The following is a 23,099-nucleotide window of genomic DNA, read 5'->3' as shown; positions in this document are numbered from 1 at the left end:
CTGATGAAAGAGTGCCTGGAATTGTTGACCTCCCTGGGCGATTTTGCCGCCCAGCACCAGGCGCTGGCGCTGGACGCGGCCGGCAGCAAGGCGCTGGGAGCGGCGATTGCCGCCGACCAGCCCGCCGTCAGCATCACGGCGCCCGAGGGTGTGGCGCTGAGCACGCCCCGGACCATTGCCGGCAACGCGGGCGCGAATATCGACCTGGTGGCCCAGCAGCATCTGCAACTGAGCGCGGCCCAGCGCTGCAACGTCAACGGGGGCAAGGGCATTTCCCTGTTCGCGCACCAGGACGGCATCGTGCAGGTGGCCCATTTCGGCAAGTTTTTGCTGCAAAGCCAGCACGATTTATTGCAGGCGGACGCCGCCAAGGACATCCGCCTGACGGCAGGCACGCGCCTGGTCGGCATGGCGCAGGACGAAATCACCTTCATGACGGCGGGCGGCGCCTACCTGAAACTGTCCGGCGGCGCGGTGGAACTGGGCGGTCCCGGCGCGCTGACGGTGAAGACCGATGGCCACCACTGGAACGGCCCGGGCAGCATGAAGGCGGAACTGCCCACCTTCGGCGAAGGCGAGCTGGGCCGCGTGCCGCGCTTGCTGCGTCCCACCGACGGCTTGCCCGTCGAAGGCGTGGAAGTGCATATCGAGCGCGAAGGCGACGGTCCCGTGACGGGCGTCAGCGGTGCCGACGGGCGCGGGCCGAAGGTGGCGACCGACCACCTGCAGCGGCTGAAGGGATTTTTCTTCCGCCGCCGTTCCTGAACCCCCGTCACTGGAGAGCACGCCATGCAATTCGATCCCCACCCGCCGCTGTGCGACGACCCCGACATCGACATCCTCGGTCAGTTTTCCTGCAACGCCAATTTCCAGAGCAGCGACCGGGACACGCTGCAGCAACTGCCGCTGCCCGGCATCGTGATCTTCGTGCACGGCGTCAATTCCGATGGCGAGTGGTACGCGGCAGCCGAAGAGGGACTGTGCAACGGCCTCAACGAACGCCTCAAGCGTTCCTGCCATCATATGCAGCACCGTGGCGTGGAAGGCGGCGAACTGAAGGCGGTCAATTATGGCGCCGAAATCACGGCCGAAGGCTTTCTCCATCCCGAGATGTCGGCCGATACCTTGATCCGCGATGCCGGCACTTTTTCTCCCGTGATCCGTTTTCGCTGGGGCTACAAGGCTTCCGGCGAGGAACTGCAGCAATACGGCAAGGGCATCTACCTGAACGAAGACAATTACTGGGGTGGCGGGCCGTTTGCCAATGGCTGCAGCGCGCTGGCCGACCTGTGGAAGGACGGGCTGAGCGAGGGTTTATTCTTGTGGAACAAGATCCAGCACATGAATCCTTTCCCGGAACGGCAAGTGTACAGCTGCCCGCCGCGAGCGTATTTCGTGCTGGCCGCCTACCGCCTGGCCAGGCTGGTCGAAGCCATCCGCCAGCAGCAGGCCGACGTGCCCGTCACCATTGTGTGCCACAGCCAGGGCACGATGGTGGCGATGGCGGCCGCCTTTCTGGGCGCAAACCTGCCCAAGGTAAAGGACAGTTTTCCCTGCGTGGCCGACAACTATGTCATTTGCAATTCGCCGTACAGCCTGGCGAAACGCAATAGCGCCGAGAACTGGGTGGCCGGCAACCTGCGCGCGGCGGACGGCAGCACGGGCCGGGTGACGGTGCAGGCGCGCATCGCCACCCTGAAAAACTTCTTTGCCATCATCGGCCAGCGCGCCAGCCTGGGCGAGGCGCAGACGGACGAGGAAATCGACCGCTGCATGGCCAACCTGGAGCACGGCTTTTCCGCCGCCCAAGATCGTGAACAATACGGCATCGCCGGCGCCGCCCGGGGCGGCAAGAAATCATCGTATGGCCGGGTGACCATCTATTGCAATCCGCACGATGTGGTGGTGTCGTCCGTCGCCATCGAGGGCATCGGCTGGCGCGGCCTGTCGGGTTCGCTGGCCAAGGACAGCAAGGACGGCGGCGAGCTCGCTGCCACCGAGGCCGCAGGCGTCTGCGTGCAGCGCGTGTTTGCCCAGGGGTTTGAGGTGGGCAAGCAGGGCAGCTATCACTACTGGACCGATCACTGGCGCAAGCCCGCGCCGGGCGGCAAGGACTTCTGGTTTCCGGCGCAGAAATATGCGTCGTATTCCATCAAGCAGGGCGTGGAGGCCAGCCAGGGCGCCTTTTCCACCATCCTGACGGTCGGATTTGCGCCTCTGTTTATCGTGGCAACGGGCCTGGCCAGCAGCCCCTGCAATGCCTCGCCCCACAAAGACTGGAAAATTGAACTGAGCGCCCCCGACCTGCTGCCGCCCTTCAAGCCGCAGTCCTTGCGCTTTGGCCAGACCAGCGAGGAATTCGACGAAGGCTACGAGCCGCCCGGCGAATCGCGCCAGGCCGGCAAGCAACGCGCGCCCGGCGACGATTACCTTGCCGATCATGAGATTCCGCCCGGCGGCTTGCAGGGGCAGGCTGGGAAAAACGAAGCCAAACGCATGGACAGCGCCAGGGGCACGGCCGATGACGAGGCGCGCCTGCGATTCGAGCAGCGCGCGGTGATACGCGCGCAAGCCGTACGGGAAGAAAAAAGTCCCGAGGGTCAAAAAGTGCAGCAGGAAATGCCCAACGCCACGCCCGACGCCGAGTACCTGCAATGGCGCAGCACGCGGGTAGGGGAAATGATGTCCAGTCAGGCCGGCGCCTACGCCACCGACCATTCCACCATCCTGACCAACCCCATGCACTCAGAGCGGGCGCTTGCGTATGACGTGGCGGTGGGCGTGTGCCGCATCAAGCCGGACCAGCTGCGCAAGTTGAGGGTGGCGGCGGATTGGAGGTTGTTGAGGGCACTAAATAATACTGAATCCGCTAAATTGTTCGAAGAATATTTTAATGATGGGAAATTGCATGGTTTGACCATTACTCAATGGTCTCAGCAGACTGGTGGAGAAGGAAATCTTCCTGTATCCATAGTTGACGTGAGAGAGAACCCTGCTCTTGATTCTCGTCCTAATTCCGGTGAACGAGCATTTTTATAAAGAGAAATCACATTTCATATAAATTCCTAAATATTAAGTAAATATTTATCTTGTTGGAGATCATGTCATGGCTAGATCTATATTGTTATCTATACTCGGTGCGTTTTTTATTGTTTTAGTTTTGTCAGCTTGCGCCCGTTTACGTACATCGGCAAACATAGTGACTCCTGTCGTTCCTATTGATGGATCTTTAGTGCAGAGACCATTTCTGGCTCAGGTAGTCGGGTTGCAATGGTTAAATCCTTTGCATCGTAGAGACTATCCCACTGAATGGCAGCTACTTTGGACCCTTGGCCTGGCACGGCCTAATTCGAACGATGATATGGTAAAAGAAAAACCTGAAAAATATTCTAAGTTGCAGAGTATTGCCTCCATTGCTATAGGTAATGAAGGCTCTGAAACTTTCGATGGATACCATGAAAAATACATTAATGAGTTAATGAACTTGTACCATGATGTGTATTACTCCGACTCGGAATATTTTTATAACGTTCATTCAGCCGAGGACAAATCACGCTGGCGAGAGTTGGCTGGTATTCATATCGAATATGCCCTGCCAGAAGGTAAGCTCGATCCGGTCGAAACGATAGCATTTGTGCGCAAAAGAGTTGCAAGGACTTTTAGCATCGGCAACATCCACTCTCCCACCCTGTGGACCCGCTCCACCCCACCCGACGTCCGCGTCACCATGGGCGGCCCCAACGCCGGTTTCACTTCACTTTCCGCCGCGCTCGACTATCTGCAAACCCACCCCAAGGAAACCGTCTGGGCCATGAATTGGGATGCGCCTAGCCGTCCCCTGGACCGGCAGATCAACGAGAACCTGGTGCTGCTGGTGCTGGCAGGTCCTGACTACAAGACGGAGCGGGCGCCGCTGGCGTGGCTCGGGTATCCGAGCACCAAACAGGTCGCCGATTTTGAAGTCAAAAAGGGCGAACCGCCGCGACTGGTGCAGGCGTGGACGGCGGCCATCGAGGAGGCGGCGGCGAAGGCGAACAGGCCGGATACTGACATCGGCTATCTCATCCACGATGCCGGCAATACGCATCAGGATTCGTCCGCGCGGCTCGGCGCGCTGGCGCAGACGCTCACCGTGCAATTGCCGGAATTCGATCTGCTGAAGCAAAGCTTCAATCTGACCGCCGTGCTGGGCGAGACGGGTGCCGGCACGGCCCTGACGAACGTGGCGCTGGGCATCGCCTACGCGCACCATTTCGGTAAACCCGTGCTGGTGGCCGGCACCAGCGACCTGTCGGCCCCCGTGGCGCTGGTGGTGGCGCCGCCCGCCGTCGTACGGCCGATCCAGCCCGGCAAGCCCTGGTTCCGCGCGCGCGGCGGCAATCATGCCTACCTGCCCTGGTGGGGCTTGCGCCACGATGCGCCCGAGTATTACCAGGGGTTTTCGCAATGAGGGCGCTGCTCGCGGTTCTCATGTCGCTTTTGCTTGGCGCATGCGCGACGCCGCCATTGCCGGAGGCAACGGTGCCACGCAGCGGTCCGTTTATGGCGCAGGTGGTGGGATTGCAATGGCTGAATCCTTTGCAACGTCGGGATTACCCCACCCAATGGCAATTGCTGTGGATATTAGGACTGGTACGACCGAATCCCGACGATGATATGGTCAAGGAGAATCCAAAAAAGTACTCCAGTTTGCAGGCCGTGTCGCCTGTTGTCGCAGGCAATGAAGGTGAGGAAACATTTCGTGGCTATCATCGAAAATATATTCGCGAAATCATGAATCTATTCCACGATATTTACTATTCCGACCCCGAATACTTTTATAACGTTCATTCAGCCGAGAATCGCTCACGCTGGCGTGAGTTGGCTGGCATCCATGTTGAGTATGCGATTCCTGAAGGAAAGCTTGATCTTGCAGATGCGACAAATTTTGTGCGCGAGTACATAGGCGATACCTTTGATATCGGCAACCCAAACTTCCCCACCCTCTGGACCCGCTCCACCCCGCCCGACGTCCGCATCACCATGGGCGGCCCCAACGCCGGTTTTACGTCACTTTCCGCCGCGCTCGACTACCTGCAAAGCCATCCTAAGGAAACCGTCTGGGCCATGAACTGGGATGCGCCCAGCCGGCCCCTTGACCGGCAGATCAACGAGAACCTGGTGCTGCTGGTGCTGGCCGGCCCCGACTACAAGACGGAGCGGGCGCCGCTGGCGTGGCTAGGGTATCCGAGCACCAAACAGGTCGCCGATTTTGAAGTCAAAAAGGGCGAACCGCCGCGCCTGGTGCAGGCGTGGACGGCGGCCATCGAGGAGGCGGCGGCGAAGGCGAACAGGCCGGATACTGACATCGGCTACGTCATCCACGACGCCGGCAATACGCACCCGGATTCTTCCGCACGGCTCGGCGCGCTGGCGCAGACGCTCACCGTGCAATTGCCGGAATTCGATCTGCTGAAGCAAAGCTTCAATCTGACGGCCGTGCTGGGCGAGACGGGCGCGGGCACGGCGCTGACGAACGTGGCGCTGGGTATCGCCTACGCGCACCATTTCGGCAAACCCGTGCTGGTGGCCGGTACCAGCGACCTGTCGGCCCCCGTGGCGCTGGTGGTGGCGCCGCCCGCCGTCGTACGGCCGATCCAGCCCGGCAAGCCCTGGTTCCGCGCGCGCGGCGGCAATCATGCCTACCTGCCCTGGTGGGGCTTGCGCCACGATGCGCCCGAGTATTACCAGGGGTTCTCGCAATGAAGCGTTTAATCTATTCAAGGAGAAGAGCATGCGTGGCGTGATCCGCTTGAACGATCCCATCAGCCATGGGGGCAAGGTGGTGGGCGCGGCACCGAACAGTACCGTGCTGGGCGTGGCCGTGGCGCGCAAGGGCGACCCTTGCGTGTGTCCGATCAAGGGCCACGTGCGCTGCGTGATCGCCGAGGGCGATCCGCAGGTGCTGATCGACGGCGTGCCCGTGGCCTTCGAGGGACACAAGACCAGCTGCGGCGCCAGCCTGATCTCCACCGTGGGCAACAGCGGGCGCGCTTAGGCCAGGCTCGTGTCGATGGCTGCGCCCAGCTTGTCGACGAGCTCATCGACGTGGCTGGCGTCGATGATGTAGGGCGGCGCCAGCAGGATGTGGTCGCCGTGCAGGCCGTCGATGGTGCCGCCCATGGGGTAGCACATCAGTCCATTCTGCATGGCTTGCGCCTTGATGCGCGCGTGCAAGCGGCGGGCCGGGTCGAACGGCTGCTTGCCGGCGCGCTCCTGCACCAGTTCCAGGCCCAGGAACAGGCCGCGGCCGCGGATGTCGCCCACGTGCGGGTGCTCGCCGAAACACTGGCGCAGCCGCTCCTGCAGCAAGCCGCCCATGGCGCGCACGTTGGCCAATAAATCGCGCTCCTCGATCTGTTGCTGCACGGCCAGGGCGGCGGCGCACGCCGTGGCGTGGCCGATATACGTGTGGCCGTGCTGGAAGAAGCCCGTGCCGGCGCGGATGGTCTCGCGGACGTCCTGCGACACCATCACGGCGCCGATGGGCTGGTAGCCGGCGCCCAGGCCCTTGGCGATGCAGATCAGGTCGGCCGTGATGGCTTCCTGCTCGCAGGCGAACAGGCTGCCCGTGCGCCCCATGCCGCACATGACTTCGTCGAGGATCAGGAGGATGCCGTGGCGCTGGCAGATGGCGCGCATGCGCGCAAAATAGCCGTTTACTGCGGGCAGGGCACCGGCCGTGGCGCCGACGACGGGTTCGGCGATGAAGGCCATGACGTTCTCCGCGCCCAGTGCGGCGATATGGTCTTCCAGCTCCTGGCCCAGACGCGCCACGTAGGCGGCATCCGTTTCATGCGCCTGCTGGTCGCGCCAGGCATAGCAGGGCGACACATGGGTCACGCCAATCAGCAATGGCTCGAACTGCTGGCGGCGCCAGGCGTTGCCGCCCGTGGCCAGCGCGCCCAGGGTATTGCCGTGATAGCTCTGGCGGCGGGCGATGACGTGGCGGCGCTGCGGCTGGCCCCGCTCGACGAAATACTGGCGCGCCAGCTTCAGCGCGCTTTCCACCGCTTCCGAGCCGCCGGAGACGAAATACACGCTGTCGATGCCGGCTGGTGCCCTGGCGACGAGGAAATCGGCCAGCTGCTCCATCGGCTCGCTGGTGAAAAACGAGCTGTGTGCATACGCCATCGTCGCAATCTGCCGCTGCACGGCGGAAATCACGGCCGTATCCGAATGGCCGAGGCAAGAGACGGCCGCGCCGCCGCAGGCGTCCAGGTAGCGCTTGCCGTCCGCGTCGATCAGGTAAGGGCCGTCGCCGCCTGTGGCGACAGGGTAGGTGGCGGTCAGGCTGCGGTGGAAGACATGGCTCATGGCATCGCTTTCTTATCGGCAAAGGGGGGGATGGCCGATTATAGGAGGCGTTGCGCCGCATTGCAGCGATTGATGTATTTGTTTTTAATTTACATCATTCGATGTTTTTGCGTAGGCGCCCAGCGCCCGCAGCTGGCTTTCCGCCGCGCCGATGGCCGTGACGGCATCCGGTCCCGCGCGCGCCACCAGCAATTCCACCAGGCTTTCCACGGCCGCGACGCCGGCCACGATGGAAGGGAAGAACGAGGGGCTGTCGACGGCGATGACGATGCTGGCGTCGGCCTGCAGGGCCAGCGGCGACATGGCGCTGTCGCTGATGGCGACCACCTGGCAGCCGGCCTGGCGCGCCGCCTGCGCCACCAGCAGTGCTTCGCTCGAATACGGCGCGAAGCTGACGACGACGACGGCTTCGCCCGCCTGCAGGGCGCGCAAGTCCATTTCCAGGGTGCCGCCCTGACCGCTCAGCAGCTGCACGCTGGGGCGCAGCAGCCGGTACAGGTAGTGCAGGGTGTAGGCGATCGGGTGGGCGGCGCGAAAGCCGGCCACGTGCACGCGGGGCGCCGCCTGCAGCAGGCTGGCGGCCGCGTCCAGGGCGGCGTGGTTGGCGCTTTCCGTGGCGGCCAGGTTGCGCTGCTGCACAGTGAACACTTCGGTGACCAGGTCGCGCTCTGTCCCCTCCTTGCCGGCCAGCGCGCCCGCCTTGGCCGCGTAGCCGGCAGGTCCCGCGCGCAGGCGTTCGACGAAGATGGCTTTCAGTTCGGGCCAGCCGGCAAAGCCCAGCTGCTGCGCCAGGCGCACCAGGGCGGCCGACTGCACCTGGGCCCGCGTGGCGATGCTGCGCATCGAGGACACGGCAACTTCGTCCGGATGGTCGGCCAGGTAGCGGGCGCCGGCCTGGAATTGCGGGCTCAGTTCCGCATGGCGCGCCTTGATCAGGTCCATCAGTGCCGCATAGGTGTCGTGGGGTGTCGCTGCCTGCATCGCCGTGCCTCATGTAGTAGGTTGCGGCGATGGTACAGGATTCGTCAGCGCGCCGGTAGCGGCAGTGCGGCCGTGCGCGGACGCAGGCGGGCAAACAGGTGCGGCCCGGCCGGTTTGCGGCGCGGTCCCGTCGTCAGCACGCGCAAGGCGGTGGGCAGCGGCACGTCGTGGCAATGCAAAAACAGGGCGGCGGCGCCCGTGCCGGCCATTTCCTGCAAGGCCAGCGCATGTTCGACCAGCGCCGCCGTGCGCATGTCGAGCCGTACCGGGATGTCGGGTTGAAATAACTGTATATCGACGTGCCGTGCATCGCGCATGCTGTCCCCCGCCGGGTTCGCTAGTCAAGCTTCCAGCATAAAAGCGCCCCGGCGCCATTGCTTTGCGCCACATCAATTCCTATGGCGGATAGATTCCACAAGGCAAAAAAACGCCAACCGTTGCCGGCTGGCGCTGAAAACCCTCGAAGGAAGAAAGGGGGGAATGAGTTAGTAGCTCCAGCGTATCGATAAACCGACGACCTTGTCATAGCGCCGCACATCGCGCACATACTCCGGCGTGTCGTGGTAGTCGCGGTAGGTCGAGTCGAGCAGGTTGTTCGCGTCCAGCGTCACCGTGGTGTGCGGGTTGAGCTTGTATGAGACCGACGCGTCCAGGGTCTTGGTCGGCGCCACGGTCAGGTGGATGCCCTTGCCGCGGTAGTTGTAGTCGTCGACATATTTGTCGCGCCAGCTGTAGGCCAGGCGCGCCGACCACGGTCCCTGTTCGTACAGGCCGACGATATTGGCCGACCACTTCGACATGCCCGTGAACGGGTGCGCGCTGCCATTGAGTTCTTCCAGCTCGCCCGTCATGTAGGTGGCGTTGGCCTGCAGGCCCAGGCCGCTCATCCAGCCGGGCAGCTTGTCGTAGAACTGCTGGTAGGCCATTTCCATGCCTTGCAGATGGCCCTTCGAGGTGTTGCGCGGACGCGTGATGTCGTACTCGATGCCGTTGTACGTTTCCTTGGCCGAACCGGACAGGATGTAATTTTTGAAGTTGTGGCGGAACGCGGTGGCCGTGACGGAACCCGTCTGGGCGAAATACCATTCCAGCGCCAGGTCCAGGTTCTTGCCTTCCACGGGTTTCAGGTCGGGATTGCCGCCGCCGCCCGTCGGGCGCACCATTTCCAGGCTCTGGCCCAGGCTTACGCCCGGGTTGAAGTCGGCGAAGTTCGGGCGCTGCACGGCCTTGCCGGCCGTCAGACGGGCGATCAGGTCTTGGCGCAGCATGGCTTTCAGGGTCAGGCTGGGCAGCACGTCCGTATCCGACGTCTTGACGCGCACGGGCGTGACGATGCCGTTTTGCGAGGAATTGCCTTGCAAGTCCTGCTTCGTCTGCACCACGCGCACGCCCAGCGTGCCATCGACCGGCACTTGCGCCAGGTCAAAGCCGATGCGCGCCTTGCCGTAGACGGCGTTGGTTTTTTCCACATCCTTGTAATGGGTCATCGGATCGTCCGGGCTGCGTTCGCTGCTGCCCGTAAACAGCTGGCGCAGCACGGCCGTGTTGTTGAGCATGAAGTCGCGGCATGGCGTGAGCCAGCTTTGCAGGCCGAAGTTGCCCGTGTTGTCGTGCGAGGCGCACGCCAGGCCGGGAATCGCGTCCGCATACATGGTCGAAGACAAGCCTCCCTGGCCATTTTTTTCGCGGATCGATTCAGCCTTGCGCTTGGCCAGGCGCACGCCGCCCGAAAATTCGCGGAAGAAGCCCGTGCTGTCCATGTCGTAGCTGACGTCGCCGCGCCAGTCGGTCGAACTGCCTTCGTCGTGGCTATGATTGTCGTAGAAACCGAGCAGGGTGTAGTTCTTCGGATCGGTCATGTTGTAGCCGGGGTAGCTGATCTGCGCGCCGCCGTTGACGTTCGTGCTGCCGATCACGCTGGTCGGATGGGCGAGGAAGTCGAGGATGGGGAATTCGCGCTCGAAGTTGCTCACCGTGCGCGCCAGTTCCGTCGTGGCGCGCAGCTGCGGCGTGATGTCCCAGCGCGCGCCGATGGCGCCTTGCGAACCGATCGAGCGGTCGCGCCGCGCCTGGGTCGAACCGAGGGTGAACGGCGACCACGGGCCGTCGATCTTGCCCACCGTGGCCGCCTGGCTGGTGCCGGGGATCAGCGTGATGTCCGGGTTCTGGCCCCAGGGCAGCGAACCGACGAAGAACTGGCTGTCGAACGCATGCTTGATCAGGGTCGACATGCCTTCCGCATACACTTCCACCTGCGAGTTCGGCCGCCACTGGAAGGCGGCATTTGCCGCGTAGCGCTTGCGGTCGCCCACGGTCGGGATCATGCCGACGGAATCGGGACCCGTGATATTGCCTGCTTCGGGGCGCTTGACGGGTTCGGCGTTCCAGATCGTCTCGTCATAGTATTTGCTGCGCTGGTAGGACAGGCCGAGCAGGGCGCCGAATTCGCCGTATGGGGTCTTCCAGCGGTTCGAGAGCATGCCGCTGACGTTCGGGTCCGTCGAGCCGGACTTGTCGCGGTGCTCGGCGCGCACGTTGCCCGATGCCGTAAAGCCCTTGAAATCGAAGGGGCGGTTGGTGCGCACGTCGACCACGCCGGCCGTGCCGCCTTCGACCATGTCGGCCCCCTGCGACTTATATACGTCCACGCGCTGCAGCATGGCCGTCGGAATGTCGGCCAGGTACAGGCTGCGGCCCACCGAGGTAAACATCTCGCGGCCGTTCAGCAGGGTCACCACGCCGGGCAAGCCGCGGATGATGACGGAGCCGGCCTCGCCGCCTTCGCGGCGGATCTGCACGCCCGTCACGCGGCCGAGGATTTCGGCCACGTTCTTGTCGGGGAATTTGCCGATTTCATCGGCGACGATGGAATCGACCACCTGGTCGCTGTTCTTCTTGATCGTCTGCGCGCTTTGCGCTGCCCGGCGCACGCCCGTGACGGCGACGACGGCGATGCCGCTGTCGGCTGGCGTTGCCGCTGGTGCCGTTTCTTCCACTGGTGTTTCCGCGGCGGGCGCCTGTTGCGCCCAGACGGAAGCGCTGCTCAGCAGGCCTGCGCCGGCCAGCGCGGCCACCGTGGCCTTCAAGGTCAGCCGTGTGTTGTGCCGGGACGTGCGGGTGCCCGTTGCCATCGATTGCATCATCTTGTCTCCACCTGTATTTTAGTTATGTTGAGAACGCTGCGGCAGTCGCCGCCAGAGCTGGAACATGCTCAAGAAACATGGTAGGTGGGAATGACTTTGCCCCACAAATGACTTCTTTTGCGATGTCCATATCAATTCCGGTATCCCTGCTGCATTCATGCGCCCTGGCGGCGCACCGCGCGTTGTCGAAGCTGGCGCATGCGCGTTGCGGGCGCTCCACAGCAGGCGTCAGGCGGCGCAGGGCGCGGCGCTTTGCGCCAGCCAGGCCATGAAGTGCGCCTGCGGCATGGGGCGGGCGAAGTAAAAGCCCTGCAATTCATCGCAGCCGGCGTGGCGCAGCACGTCGGCATCGGCCGCGCTTTCCACGCCCTCGGCGGTGACCGTCAAGCCCAGGGTATGGCCAAGGCCGATGATGGTTTTCGTCACGGCCAGGTTTTGCGGCGAACCGTGGATGTCCTGCACGAAGCTCATGTCGATCTTCAGCTTGTCGAGCGGGAAGCGGCACAGGTAGTTCAGGCTCGAATAGCCGGTGCCGAAGTCGTCGATCGACAGCGCAAATCCCAGCGCCTTGATGGCGTGCAGGGTGGCGATGGTGTCGTCCACGTTGTCCATCAGGATCGATTCGGTCAGTTCGAATTCGATCCGTCCGGGCGTGACGGGAAACTCGCGCAGCACCTCGCGCAAGGTGGCCACCAGGCCGCCGCTTTTCAGCTGGATGGCCGACAGGTTGATCGACACGGCGATGTCGCCCGCGCCCGCCTCGCGCCAGGCCACCTGCTGGCGGCACGCTTCGCGGATGACCCACGCGCCGATGGGGACGATCAGGCCCGATTCCTCGGCGGCGGGAATGAAGCTGTCGGGCGCGATCAGGCCATGCTGCGGATGCTGCCAGCGGATCAGGCTTTCCACGCCATTCAGGCGGCTGCTCCTGGCATCGATGCGCGGCTGGTAGTACAGCACCAGTTCCTGCCGCTCGATGGCGTGCCGCAGATCGCTTTCCAGGTGCAGCTGCTGCAACTGCTGCTCCTGCATCTGCGGCGTGAACATGCGCGCATGATCGCGTCCGCCGCTCTTGGCCTGGTACATGGCCGCATCGGCGTGGCGCATCAGGGTATCCATGTCGTCGCCGTGGTCCGGATAGATGGCCACGCCCACGCTGCACGAGACATACAGCTCGTTGCCTGCCACCTGGTGCGGCTCGCGCATGGCCGGTATCAATCGCGTGTCGAGCAGGGCGCCGATGGCATCTGCGTCGCCGGCGCCGTTGAGGATGACGACGAATTCATCGCCGCCCAGGCGGCTGACGGTATCGCCTTCGCGCACCAGCTGCAGCAGGCGCTTTGAGACCGATTGCAGCAGGGCGTCGCCCACGTGGTGGCCCAGCGCGTCGTTGACGTGCTTGAAGCGGTCCAGGTCGACGAACAGCACCCCCACCTTTTCGCCGCTGCGGCGCGCCTGTGCGATGGCGGCCGCCAGGCGCAGTTTCGACACGTGGCGGTTGGCCAGTCCCGTGAGCGCGTCATGGTGGGCCATGTGCTCGATCTGCCGCTCGCTGGCCTTGCGTTCGCTGATGTCGAGCGAACTGGCGATGAAATGCGTGGTGACGCCATCGAGGCCGCGCACGGCGTTCATCACCAGCCAGGCCGGATAGCTTTCCATCGACTTGCGCTGCACCGAGATTTCGCCCTGCCAGTAGCCGCGCCGCGCCAGGGTCCGGCGCAGGCTGTCGAGCTGCTCGGGAGCGTTATCGGGCGCGAGCAGGAAGGCGGGGCGCTTGCCGATCAGCTCCACCATGTCGTACAGCGAATGGCGGCGGAAGGCCTGGTTGACGGTGATGATGCGCATGCCGGCGTCCATCACGATCAGGCTTTCGGCCGAGGCCTCGAATACCTTGGCCCACAGTTCCAGGCGCGACTCCATCAGCTTCATCTTGTTGATCGGCGTGAAGGTCGACAGCACGGCGCGCTGGCCCTGGTAGTCGATCAGGCGCGCGGAAATCAGGGCCCAGGTGGGCGTGCCGCCGCCGCTCCAGCACACCTCGAATTCATCGACGGCGCCCAGGTCGCTCAAGCGCTGGAAGAAGCGCGAACGGGCTTGCGGATGCATGCCGCCCACCCACGGATCGAGTTCCAGGCCGCCCTGCCATGCGTGCGCGGCCTGGTTCGCGTGCAGCACCTGGTGATGGGGGATCGAGGTGACCATCAGCGGGATGGGAATGGCGTCGACCAGCTGGCGCTGCGCATCGGCCGCGCTGGCGCGCGCCACCAGGTCCTGCTGCGCCATGCGCTGGAAATCGAGCTGCTGCAGCATGGTGTTGAAGGCGCGCACCAGGCGCCCCGTTTCATCCTCGCTGTCCCAGATGGCGCGCAGGCTATGGTCGCCCGTTTTGCGCACTTCCTGCGCCACGCGCGCCAGGCGCCGGATGGGCAGGGCGATCTGGCGCGCGACGAAAAACACCAGGCCCAGTATCATCGCCAGCAGCAGCACGGCCGTGCCCAGGTGCAGCCACATGCGCGTGAAAAAGCCATCCACGCGCAGCTGGATCAGGCGCTGCAATTCGTTGCCCGCATCGCGCCATGCCAGGCGCAGCGCGGCGAGCGCCACCGCATTGCGGCGCAGCAGTTCCCGCGCGCCGGCGGGGCTGGCTTGCACGCCTGCCAGCGCCTGGCTACTGGCGCGCAACTGCGCCACGGCGTGCTGCAGGCCCGCGCGAGAACCGTCGAGATGCTGGCGCAGCAGCGGCGTGCTGGCCGCGAACGCCTCCGTGTAGTCGCTGCCGATGCCGCCCATGGTGGCATCCATGCGCCCTTCGAGGATCAGGAACTGGGTCTGCAGGCGCTGGCGCTGCGCGCCTTCGGCAGTCGCCAGTTGCAGGGCCAGGGCGCGCGTGCTGTTGATCAATTCCAACAGTTCGGGAAAGCGCAGGATCACCAGCGACATCGTGTAGTAGCTGTCCAGGTCCGGGTCGAGGATCAGGTTCGACTGGTTGCCCACGCGCGTGAGCAGCGCGCGCCCGGCCACAAAGGCGGGCGAGGGCGCGATGCCGGCGTCCGGCACGGCGGAAGTATGGCCGGCCTGGCGCAGCAGGGCGGCAAATTGCGCATTCAGTTCGGCGCTGTGCATGCCTGCGCCGAAGCGGCGTTCGGCCTGTTCCACGGCCGCGGCTTGCGCGCCCGGCGGCAGCAGGGCATCGCGGATGGCGGCGATGTAGTCATTGCCTGCCATCTCCTTGCGCGAGAAATCGATGGCGAGGTATTTTTCGTTGATGAGGATGCCGGAAATGAAGATGACGGCGGACAGGTCGAGCAAATAGATCAGCGCCAGTTTGCGCCCCACCGTCAATTTTCCGATCATGCGCGAGATTTTGCCCAGCATGCGTTCCCCACCTTTTGTCAGCCCATTTATGTTTTCTTATGTGCAATTTCCATGCCTGAATTTACAAGCTTGCAAGGGGGCTTTTGCACCATGCCGGTGCGCGCAGGGAGGCGGCGCGCGCCAATAAAAAGGGCGGCCCGCAGGCCGCCCTCGTATGCCGTCAGGCTGCGCTTAGGCTTAGGCTTCGGCGACGCGCTTGGCGATGTGCGCCAGCGCTTCTTCCACCTGGTCGATCAGGATCAGGCACAGGTCGCCTTCACCGAGGCGCGCCAGGGCCTTGTCGATGGCGACGAATTCGCCGTTGATTTCATCGATATGGCTGGTGCGCTTGGCGCCGTCCAGGCCCTGGCGCAGCAATGCCACCACTTCGCCGTCGGCGCGGCCGCGCTGGCATTGGTCCTGGTACAGCAGCACATCGTCGAAGGCGGCGCCGAGGATTTCTGTCTGCTGGCGGATGTCTTCGTCGCGGCGGTCGCCGGCGCCGCTGATGACCACCGAGCGACGCTTGGCCGGCATGCTTTCGACGGCCTGCACCAGCGCCAGGATGGCGTCCGGATTGTGGCCGTAGTCGGCGATCAGGGTGGCTCCACGATAGTCGAAGACGTTGAAGCGGCCCGGCGCATTGTCGGCTTCATTGGCAAAGGTTTTCAGGCCCAGCGCGATGGTTTTCCAGTCCAGGCCCACGGCCCAGGCGGCGGCCAGCGAGGCCATGACGTTGTCGACCTGGAAGCCGATGGCGCCGTTGCGCGTGATCGGTACCTGCGACAGGGCGATTTCGTGGCGTTCCTTGCCTTGCGCGGCGACCAGCTTGCCGTCTTCCACGTAGACCACGCGGTTGCCCTGCGCGCGGTGGGTGGCCATCACGGGATGCGTCTTGTCGGCGGCGAAGAAGGTCACCGTGCCGCTGCAATTCTTGGCCATGCGCGCCACGGCCGGGTCGGTGGCGTTCAGCACGGCCACGCCGCTGTCGGCCACGTTCTGCACGATCACGCGCTTCAATACCGCCAGGTCTTCCACGGTGGTGATGTAGTTCAGGCCCAGGTGGTCGCCCGCGCCGATATTCGTCACCACGGCGACCTGGCAGCGATCAAAAGCCAGGCCTTCGCGCAGCATGCCGCCGCGCGCCGTCTCGAACACGGCCGCGTCCACGTCCGGGTGCAGCAGCACGTTGCGCGCGCTGCGCGGACCGCTGCAGTCGCCGCTGTCGATCTGGCGTCCTTCGATGTACACGCCATCCGTGTTCGTCATGCCCGTGCGCAGGCCGGATGCCGTCAGCAGGTGGGCGATCAGGCGCACGGTGGTGGTCTTGCCGTTGGTGCCCGTGACGGCGACGACGGGAATGCGGCCATCGTCGCCTTCGGCGAACATGGCGGCGATGATGGCTTCGCCCACGGGGCGCGGCTTGCCGAACGACGGCGCCAGGTGCATGCGCAAACCTGGTGCTGCGTTGACTTCGACAATGCCGGCGTTCTGCTCTTCCAGCGGTTTCAGGATGCTGTCGGAAACCACGTCCACGCCGCAGATGTCCAGGCCCACCATGTGCGCGGCGGCGACGGCGCGCGCCGCCACTTCCGGATGCACGTCGACGGTGACGTCGGTGGCCGAGCCGCCCGTCGACAGGTTGGCGTTATTGCGCAAGATCACGCGCTGGCCCACGGGCGGCACGGATTCGGCCACGTAGCCCTGCTTGGCCAGGCTGGCCAGGGCGATGTCGTCGAAGCGGATTTTCGTCAGCGAGGTGGCGTGGCCGCTGCCGCGGCGCGGGTCCAGGTTGACCTGGTCGACCAGTTCGCGCACCGTGTGCTGGCCGTCGCCCACCACTTGCGGCGGGTCGCGGCGGGCCGCTGCCACCATCTTGTTGCCGATGACGAGCAAGCGGAAATCGTGGCCCGGCAGATAGCGTTCGACGAGGATGTCGTCGCGGAATTCCTGCGCCGCGAGGAAGCCGGCCGTCAGCTGTTCGCGCGTGGTGACATTGACGGTGACGCCCTTGCCCTGGTTGCCATCCTTCGGTTTCACGACGACGGGCAGGCCGATTTCGCAGGCGGCGGCCCAGGCGTCGTCCACGTCGATGGCGACGCGGCCTTGCGGCACGGGCACGCCGGCCGAGTCGAGCAGCTTCTTCGTCAGTTCCTTGTCCTGCGCGATGGCTTCGGCGATGGCGCTGGTGCCGTCCATTTCGGCGGCCTGGATCTTGCGCTGCTTGCTGCCCCAGCCGAACGTCACCAGGCTGCCTTCGGTCAGGCGGCGGAACGGGATGTTGCGCGCCACGGCGGCGTTGACGATGGCGCCCGTCGAAGGGCCCAGGCGCACGTCTTCATCGAGTTCCTGCAGCTGGTGCAGGGCGCCGGCCAGGTCGAACGGCGCATCGTCGAGCGCGGCGCGGCACAGCTGCTGCGCCAGTTCCAGGGCCAGGCGGCCGACGGCTTCTTCCGAATATTCGACGACGACCTGGAAGATGCCCGTTTCCAGGGTCGGCGTGGTGCGGCTGAAGGTGACGGGGCAGCCGGCTTGCGCCTGCAGTCCCAGCGCCGCCAGTTCCAGCACCTGCGCCATCGGCGCGGCGTTGTAATTGCCCAGCGGTTGCAGCGGGCTCAGTTGCGGAAAGCGCGCGCGCAGGCGGGCTTCGAAGCCGGGCAGCTGGGCGATGTCGAGCTCCTGCGTGGTGCAGGAAACAATGGCTTCCACGGCGGTGTCGTGGCTCCAGAGGTTAGGGCCCCGCAAGGCCCGTACGCGAGATACTTCCATAATTAAACCGTAATCCTGTTGTGTTCTTGTGGGCCCGGCCGCAGCCGGACTTGAGTCTTAATTCCCGATGCAGCCGGGGGCCGCGTCGAAGGTGCGCAGGCCGGCGCAAATCAAATCGACGGGCAGGTTCATGGCCCAGGCGGCGGCCGCGACGGCCAGCACGCTGTCGACATTGCCGGCCGTGGCCGGTTTCAGCAGGTCCAGGCACAGCAAGACCGTTTCGATGCCGCCTTCGGCCAGCACGATATGGTTGCCGCGCACGAATACGGCGCGCTGGCCGGCGGCCAGTTGCGCCGCGATGGCGGGCAGGCTGCCATCCTGCGCATACAAGGTCACCGTGCCGTCGCACAGCTCGGCCAGTTCCAGCACGTGCGCGTTGGCGGCATTGAGCACGGCCACGCCCGTTGGCACCACCACGTCGACCTGGCTGCGCACGGCCTTGTACAGGCCCGCTTCGTCCAGCACGTCGAAATCCTTGACGCTATCGAGGCTGCCCATGTCCGTGACGATGCCGACCTGGCACTTGTCGTAGGCCAGGCCTTCGGCCAGGATCATGCGGGGATTGCTCTCGAACAGGGCCGTCTGCACGGTGCGGTTGAGCAGCAGGCGCTGGCCCGCGTCCCAGTTCACGCAATCGCTGCTGACGACGCGGCGCTGGTCCAGATACATGCCTTCGCTGCAGACGGCGCCCGTGTGCAGGCCCGACAGATTGAGCAGTTTGCACAGCATGCGCACGATCAGGCTGGCACCGCGCGTGCCCGTCACGCCGATCAGCGGAATGCGGCCCGTTTCCTCTGGCGCGAACAGGTGGTCGACGATGGCCGCACCGACAGGGCGGGGCTGGCCCACGCCCGGCTTGATATGCGCCAGCAAGCCTGGGCTGGCATTGACTTCGATGATGGCGCCGCGCTGCTCTTCCAGCGGACGCGTGATGTCGGTGGTGACCAGGTCGATGCCGGCGATGTCGAGGCCGACCACGCGCGCGGCCAGCAGGGCCGCATGCACGACGGACGGATGCACGTCGTCCGTGACGTCGATGGCCACGTTGCCGTTCGGCTGGATCAGCACTTTCTGGCCCGCCTGCGGCACGGACAGGGCGGTCATGCCCTGGCGCTGCAGTTCCAGCACGATTTCGCCCGATTCATGCGGCTTGACGGTGCCCAGCGGGAAATCCTCGCCTTCGCCGCGGCGCGGATCGGTATTGATCTGCGTGTTCACCAGTTCCAGCACGCTGGAAGTGCCGTCGCCGTCGACCCACAGGGATTCACCCTTGGCGGCCGCGATCAGTTTGTTGCCGACGACGAGCAGGCGGTGCTCATCGCCCGTGATGAAGCTTTCCACCAGCACGGCCGAGCTGTCGCCCTTGCGCGCGGCCAGTTCGTAGGCCGCCTTCACGTCGCTTTCGGTCATCAGGTTCAGCGATACGCCGCGGCCGTGGTTGCCGTCATACGGCTTGACGACGACGGGCACGCCGATGTCCTGCGCCTCTTCCCAGGCCGCTTCCGCGCTGCGCACCAGGCTGCCTTCAGGCACGCGCACGCCGCACGATTTGAGCAGGAATTTGGTCAGATCCTTGTCGCTGGCGATGCCTTCGGCAATCGCGCTGGTGCGGTCCGTTTCGGCCGTCCAGATGCGGCGCTGCGCGGCGCCGTGGCCCAGTTGCACCAGGTTGCCGTCGTTCAGGCGCAGCGACGGGATGCGGCGCTCGGTGGCGGCGTCGACGATGCTGGCCGTGCTCGGGCCCAGGCAGCGCGAGTCGACCATGTCGCGCAGGGGCGCCAGGGCCGCTTCCAGATCGTAGGCTTCATCGTTGATGGCGGCCATCAGCAGTTCGCGCGCGGCGGCCAGGGCGGCGCGGCCCACGTGCTCTTCGCGCGTGCGGAAGGCCATCTTGTAGACGCCGCGCTGGCTCGTCGAGCGCGTCTGGCCGAAGCCCGTGCGCATGCCGGCCAGGTTTTGCAGTTCCAGCACCACGTGCTCGAGGATGTGCGCCGACCAGGTGCCTTCGCGCAGGCGCTCGAAAAAGCCGCCCCGTTCGCCCACGCCGCAGCGGTGTTCGATCATGCCTGGCAGCCACGCCACCAGGCGCTCGTACAGGCCGGGCAGGGTATTCGATGGATAGTCTTCCAGTTCGCCGATGTCGACCCAGGCTTCAATCACCGGGCGGTAAGTCCAGATGTTGGGGCCGCGCAAGTGGGTGACGCGGGCAAATTCGATGTTCTTCTTCTTGATCATGTAAGTGGTTTCTTGATAACAAGCCAGGCGTCTGGGCGCCAGATACTTTATGTTGGCTTTACAGAGTCTTTTCAGGCTCGTGCTTGGTTCTTTATCCCGGGTATGCGCAGTGTGCCACTTTTAGCGGCCTCTTGTCGCGTTTGCTTCTCGTATTCTGCTGGTGTTGTCATTCTAATTGTTACTAATTGTTGCCATACTTGTTATAAAGTTACCGACTCCGGGCCAAGCTGGAGCATTTGCGCAACAGCGGGCTGTTGTATACTTGCCTCGGTACCATGGCTGCGCATTTTTTTGCTCCGTTTTGCCATCATTCCTTACCGGCAGGCATCCATTCGATACAATACAGGAAATTGCCACTGGTGCATCTACCTCGCCATCGCGCAGTACACAAACATTGATCGGGCGTCTGCCCCATCCCCCAAATCCCGCCCTGAAGGGCTTGGCCTCGAGCCGGAGTATGCTTTACGATGACAACTGAACTGAGTGTTCCTGCAACAACTATTCCCCTCACATCGCTGCCGGCGCCTGTCGCAGAAGCCTGGCTGGCGGAAGTGGAGAGCAACCTTTCTCCAGGGGAGAACGTTTTAAGTAGCGTTGAGGTTGACCTCGATGCGCGATTACGTTTCACAAAAGGCATAATTGTTGTCACCGAGAAGCGTTTACTGGCCCGTTCACCGGGCGATACCACTTGGAAAAGTTGGTCTTTCCGCCACGGACTGCGCCTGACGCACCATGACCACGCCGGTGTCGGCCACCTGGAATTGTTCGACGACCACGGCCGCCTGGCTTCGTGGCGCTTCACCCTGGGACAGAACCTGCATGCGATCCGCGTGCTGGAACAGTTCGTCGAGCGCCTCGACAGCCACCTGACGGGCCAGCCCGTGCTGGAAGCGGAGCAGGAAGTGTGTCCGAGCTGCAAGGCGCCCTTGGAGCCGGAACAGGAAGAATGCCCGATCTGCGCCAAGGTGCTGCATACGCCGCCATCGACCTGGACCCTGTTCCGCCTGTGGCGCTTCGCCCACCCCTACCGTGGCCAGCTGGCGCTGGGCTTCATGCTGATGCTGCTCTCCACGGCAGCGCACATGATTCCGCCCTACCTGACGGCGCCGCTGATGGACAATGTGCTGATCCCGTATCAGAACGGCAAGCACATCGATCCTTGGCTGGTGGTGTACTACATGAGCGGCTTGCTCGGTTCGGCCCTGCTGGCCTGGCTGCTGGGCTGGGGCAAGACCTATGTGCTGGCCCTGGTGTCCGAACGCATGGGCGCCGACTTGCGCTCGGCCACGTATGAACACCTGATGAAGCTGTCGCTGGAATTCTTTGGCGGCAAGCGCACGGGCGACCTGATGGCGCGCATCGGCAGCGGCAGCGACCGCATCTGCGTCTTCCTCTCGCTGCACCTGCTCGATTTCGCTTCCGACGTGCTGATGATCATCATGACGGGCGTGATCCTGTGGTCGATGAACCCGTGGCTGGCCATCATGACCCTGGCGCCGCTGCCGTTCATCGCCTGGATGATCCACCTGGTGCGCGACCGCCTGCGCACGGGTTTTGAAAAGATCGACCGCGTGTGGAGCGAAGTGACCAACGTGCTGGCCGATACCATCCCCGGCATTCGCGTAGTCAAAGCGTTTGCGCAGGAAAAGCGCGAAGCGGCCCGCTTCCGCGACGCCAACGCGCACAACCTGGCCGTCAACGACAAGTTGAACAAGGTCTGGTCGCTGTTCTCGCCGACCGTTTCCTTCCTGACGGAGATGGGCTTGCTGGTCATCTGGTGCTTCGGCATCTGGCAATTGTCGCGCGGCGAAATCACCGTCGGCGTGCTGACCGCCTTCATCGCCTACAGCACGCGTTTCTATGGCCGCCTCGATTCGATGAGCCGCATCGTTTCCGTGACGCAGAAATCGGCTTCCGCCGCCAAGCGCATCTTCGATATCCTCGACCACGTGTCGAGCGTGCCGGAACCGGCGCAGCCTGTGAAGCTGGAGAAGGTCGAAGGCAGGATCGATTTGCGCGAAGTCGGTTTCCGTTATGGCAACCGGGCCGTCAACCGCGGCATCACCCTGAACATCAAGGCGGGCGAGATGATCGGTCTGGTGGGCCACAGCGGTTCGGGCAAGAGCACCCTGGTCAACCTGATCTGCCGTTTCTATGACGTGTCGGAAGGGGCGATCCTGCTCGACGGCGTCGACATCCGCTCGTTCGCCGTGTCCGACTACCGCCGCAATATCGGCCTGGTGCTGCAGGAGCCGTTCCTGTTCTTCGGCACCATTGCGGAAAATATCGCCTACGGCAAGCCGCACGCGACGCGCCAGGAAATCATCGCCGCCGCGCGCGCCGCGCATGCGCACGAATTCATCCTGCGCCTGCCGCAAGGCTACGATTCGATGGTGGGCGAGCGCGGCCAGGGGCTGTCCGGCGGCGAACGCCAGCGCATCTCGATCGCCCGCGCCCTGCTGATCGATCCGCGCATCCTGATCATGGATGAAGCGACATCGTCGGTGGACTCGGAAACGGAAAAAGAGATCCAGAAGGCGCTCGACAACCTGGTGCAGGGCCGCACGACGATCGCCATCGCGCACAGGCTGTCGACCCTGCACCGGGCCGACCGCCTGGTGGTGCTGGACCGGGGCCAGGTCGTCGAAGTGGGCAGCCACGATGAACTGATGGCGAAGGAGGGCGCCTATTTCCGCCTCTACGAAGCACAGGCGCGCAACAACGAACTCGCTCTGGATGACAAGGAATAAGCATGGCCAGTACAACTTTTACATTAAGCCGCGACCCCTTCGGCAAGCTGGTGATGACGGACGCGGACGGCCAGGTCTTTGAAGGCGTGGCGCCCGTGCGCGCCTTCCCCATCCAGTCGCCGGACGAGGGTATTTCTCTGGTGCTGGGCAACGGCAAGGAGGTGGCGTGGATCGACCGCCTCGACGCCTTGCCGGAACCGGCGCGCAGCCTGCTGCAGGAAGAGCTGGAAGGGCGCGAATTCATGCCCGAGATCGCGCGCGTGAAAAGCGTCTCCAGCTTCGCCACGCCCTGCACCTGGTACGTCGACACGGACCGGGGCGAGACGCAGTTCGTGCTGAAAGGCGAGGAAGACATCCGCCGCATCGGCGCCGCGTCGCTGCTGATCGCCGACAACCACGGCATCCATTTCTTGATCCGCGATATGTTCAATATCGACAAGACGACGCGCAAGATTTTGGATCGATTCCTGTAAGCGTCGGACTTAGCTGAAAACCGCTGCCAGCAGCGGTT

Annotated in this window: 14 protein-coding genes; 7 read left to right on the top strand and 7 right to left on the bottom strand. The window is 64.1% G+C overall.

The genetic code is table 11. The features are described from left to right. Positions 1–3 precede the first annotated feature (3 nt). From AC0V2Y_RS06475 to AC0V2Y_RS06455, 5 genes are all read left to right on the top strand, one after another. On the top strand, positions 4–765 hold the full coding sequence (locus AC0V2Y_RS06475; RefSeq protein WP_475415641.1) for a DUF2345 domain-containing protein: 762 nt from the start codon (positions 4–6) through the stop codon (positions 763–765). Positions 766–789: 24 nt separating this feature from the next. Continuing rightward, a complete protein-coding gene (locus tag AC0V2Y_RS06470) occupies positions 790–3,039 on the top strand; it encodes a T6SS effector phospholipase Tle3 domain-containing protein (RefSeq protein ID WP_475415626.1) in 2,250 nt (749 codons plus the stop codon). 688 nt (positions 3,040–3,727) lie between these two features. Beyond that, on the top strand, positions 3,728–4,450 hold the full coding sequence (locus AC0V2Y_RS06465; protein ID WP_475415625.1) for a hypothetical protein: 723 nt from the start codon (positions 3,728–3,730) through the stop codon (positions 4,448–4,450). Further along, complete coding sequence (locus AC0V2Y_RS06460) at positions 4,447–5,745, top strand: hypothetical protein (RefSeq protein WP_475415624.1); 1,299 nt, start codon at positions 4,447–4,449, stop codon at positions 5,743–5,745. The genes AC0V2Y_RS06465 and AC0V2Y_RS06460 overlap by 4 nt, the downstream gene beginning before the upstream one ends. A gap of 28 nt (positions 5,746–5,773) precedes the next feature. Then, a complete protein-coding gene (locus AC0V2Y_RS06455; RefSeq protein WP_475415623.1) occupies positions 5,774–6,037 on the top strand; it encodes a PAAR domain-containing protein in 264 nt (87 codons plus the stop codon). On the opposite strand, the gene AC0V2Y_RS06450 is transcribed toward AC0V2Y_RS06455, so the two are convergent. The 7 genes from AC0V2Y_RS06450 to AC0V2Y_RS06420 form a co-directional block, all read right to left on the bottom strand. Further along, a complete protein-coding gene (locus tag AC0V2Y_RS06450; RefSeq protein WP_475415622.1) occupies positions 6,034–7,356 on the bottom strand; it encodes an aspartate aminotransferase family protein in 1,323 nt (440 codons plus the stop codon). The two genes, AC0V2Y_RS06455 and AC0V2Y_RS06450, sit on opposite strands and share 4 nt — an antisense overlap. Positions 7,357–7,440: 84 nt before the next feature. Continuing rightward, the gene (locus AC0V2Y_RS06445) at positions 7,441–8,337 is read right to left on the bottom strand and encodes a MurR/RpiR family transcriptional regulator (protein ID WP_475415621.1); all 897 of its coding nucleotides are present in this window, start codon (positions 8,335–8,337) and stop codon (positions 7,441–7,443) included. A 44-nt stretch (positions 8,338–8,381) separates the two neighbouring features. Then, positions 8,382–8,654 carry a hypothetical protein gene (locus AC0V2Y_RS06440; RefSeq protein ID WP_475415620.1) on the bottom strand — a complete coding sequence of 91 codons (273 nt, stop codon included), beginning with the start codon at positions 8,652–8,654 and terminating at the stop codon, positions 8,382–8,384. A 168-nt stretch (positions 8,655–8,822) separates the two neighbouring features. Then, a complete protein-coding gene (locus AC0V2Y_RS06435) occupies positions 8,823–11,480 on the bottom strand; it encodes a TonB-dependent receptor (RefSeq protein ID WP_475415619.1) in 2,658 nt (885 codons plus the stop codon). 228 nt (positions 11,481–11,708) lie between these two features. Continuing rightward, on the bottom strand, positions 11,709–14,855 hold the full coding sequence (locus AC0V2Y_RS06430; RefSeq protein ID WP_475415618.1) for an EAL domain-containing protein: 3,147 nt from the start codon (positions 14,853–14,855) through the stop codon (positions 11,709–11,711). A gap of 177 nt (positions 14,856–15,032) precedes the next feature. Continuing rightward, positions 15,033–17,603 carry a cyanophycin synthetase gene (gene cphA / locus AC0V2Y_RS06425; protein ID WP_475415617.1) on the bottom strand — a complete coding sequence of 857 codons (2,571 nt, stop codon included), beginning with the start codon at positions 17,601–17,603 and terminating at the stop codon, positions 15,033–15,035. Positions 17,604–17,660: 57 nt separating this feature from the next. Continuing rightward, the gene (locus AC0V2Y_RS06420; protein ID WP_475415616.1) at positions 17,661–19,838 is read right to left on the bottom strand and encodes a cyanophycin synthetase; all 2,178 of its coding nucleotides are present in this window, start codon (positions 19,836–19,838) and stop codon (positions 17,661–17,663) included. A gap of 467 nt (positions 19,839–20,305) precedes the next feature. On the opposite strand from AC0V2Y_RS06420, the gene AC0V2Y_RS06415 reads away from it, so the two are divergent. Both AC0V2Y_RS06415 and AC0V2Y_RS06410 read left to right on the top strand, forming a co-directional pair. After that, entirely contained in the window at positions 20,306–22,588 is a 2,283-nt protein-coding gene (locus AC0V2Y_RS06415) for a cyanophycin metabolism-associated ABC transporter (protein WP_475415615.1), read from the top strand. 2 nt (positions 22,589–22,590) lie between these two features. Next, complete coding sequence (locus AC0V2Y_RS06410; RefSeq protein WP_475415614.1) at positions 22,591–23,061, top strand: cyanophycin metabolism-associated DUF1854 family protein; 471 nt, start codon at positions 22,591–22,593, stop codon at positions 23,059–23,061. Positions 23,062–23,099 lie beyond the last annotated feature (38 nt).

This window comes from Janthinobacterium sp. BHSEK (genome assembly GCF_056174685.1).
The sequence above is the reverse complement of the archived record's forward strand: the minus strand, read 5'-3'. Positions and strand labels throughout refer to the sequence as shown.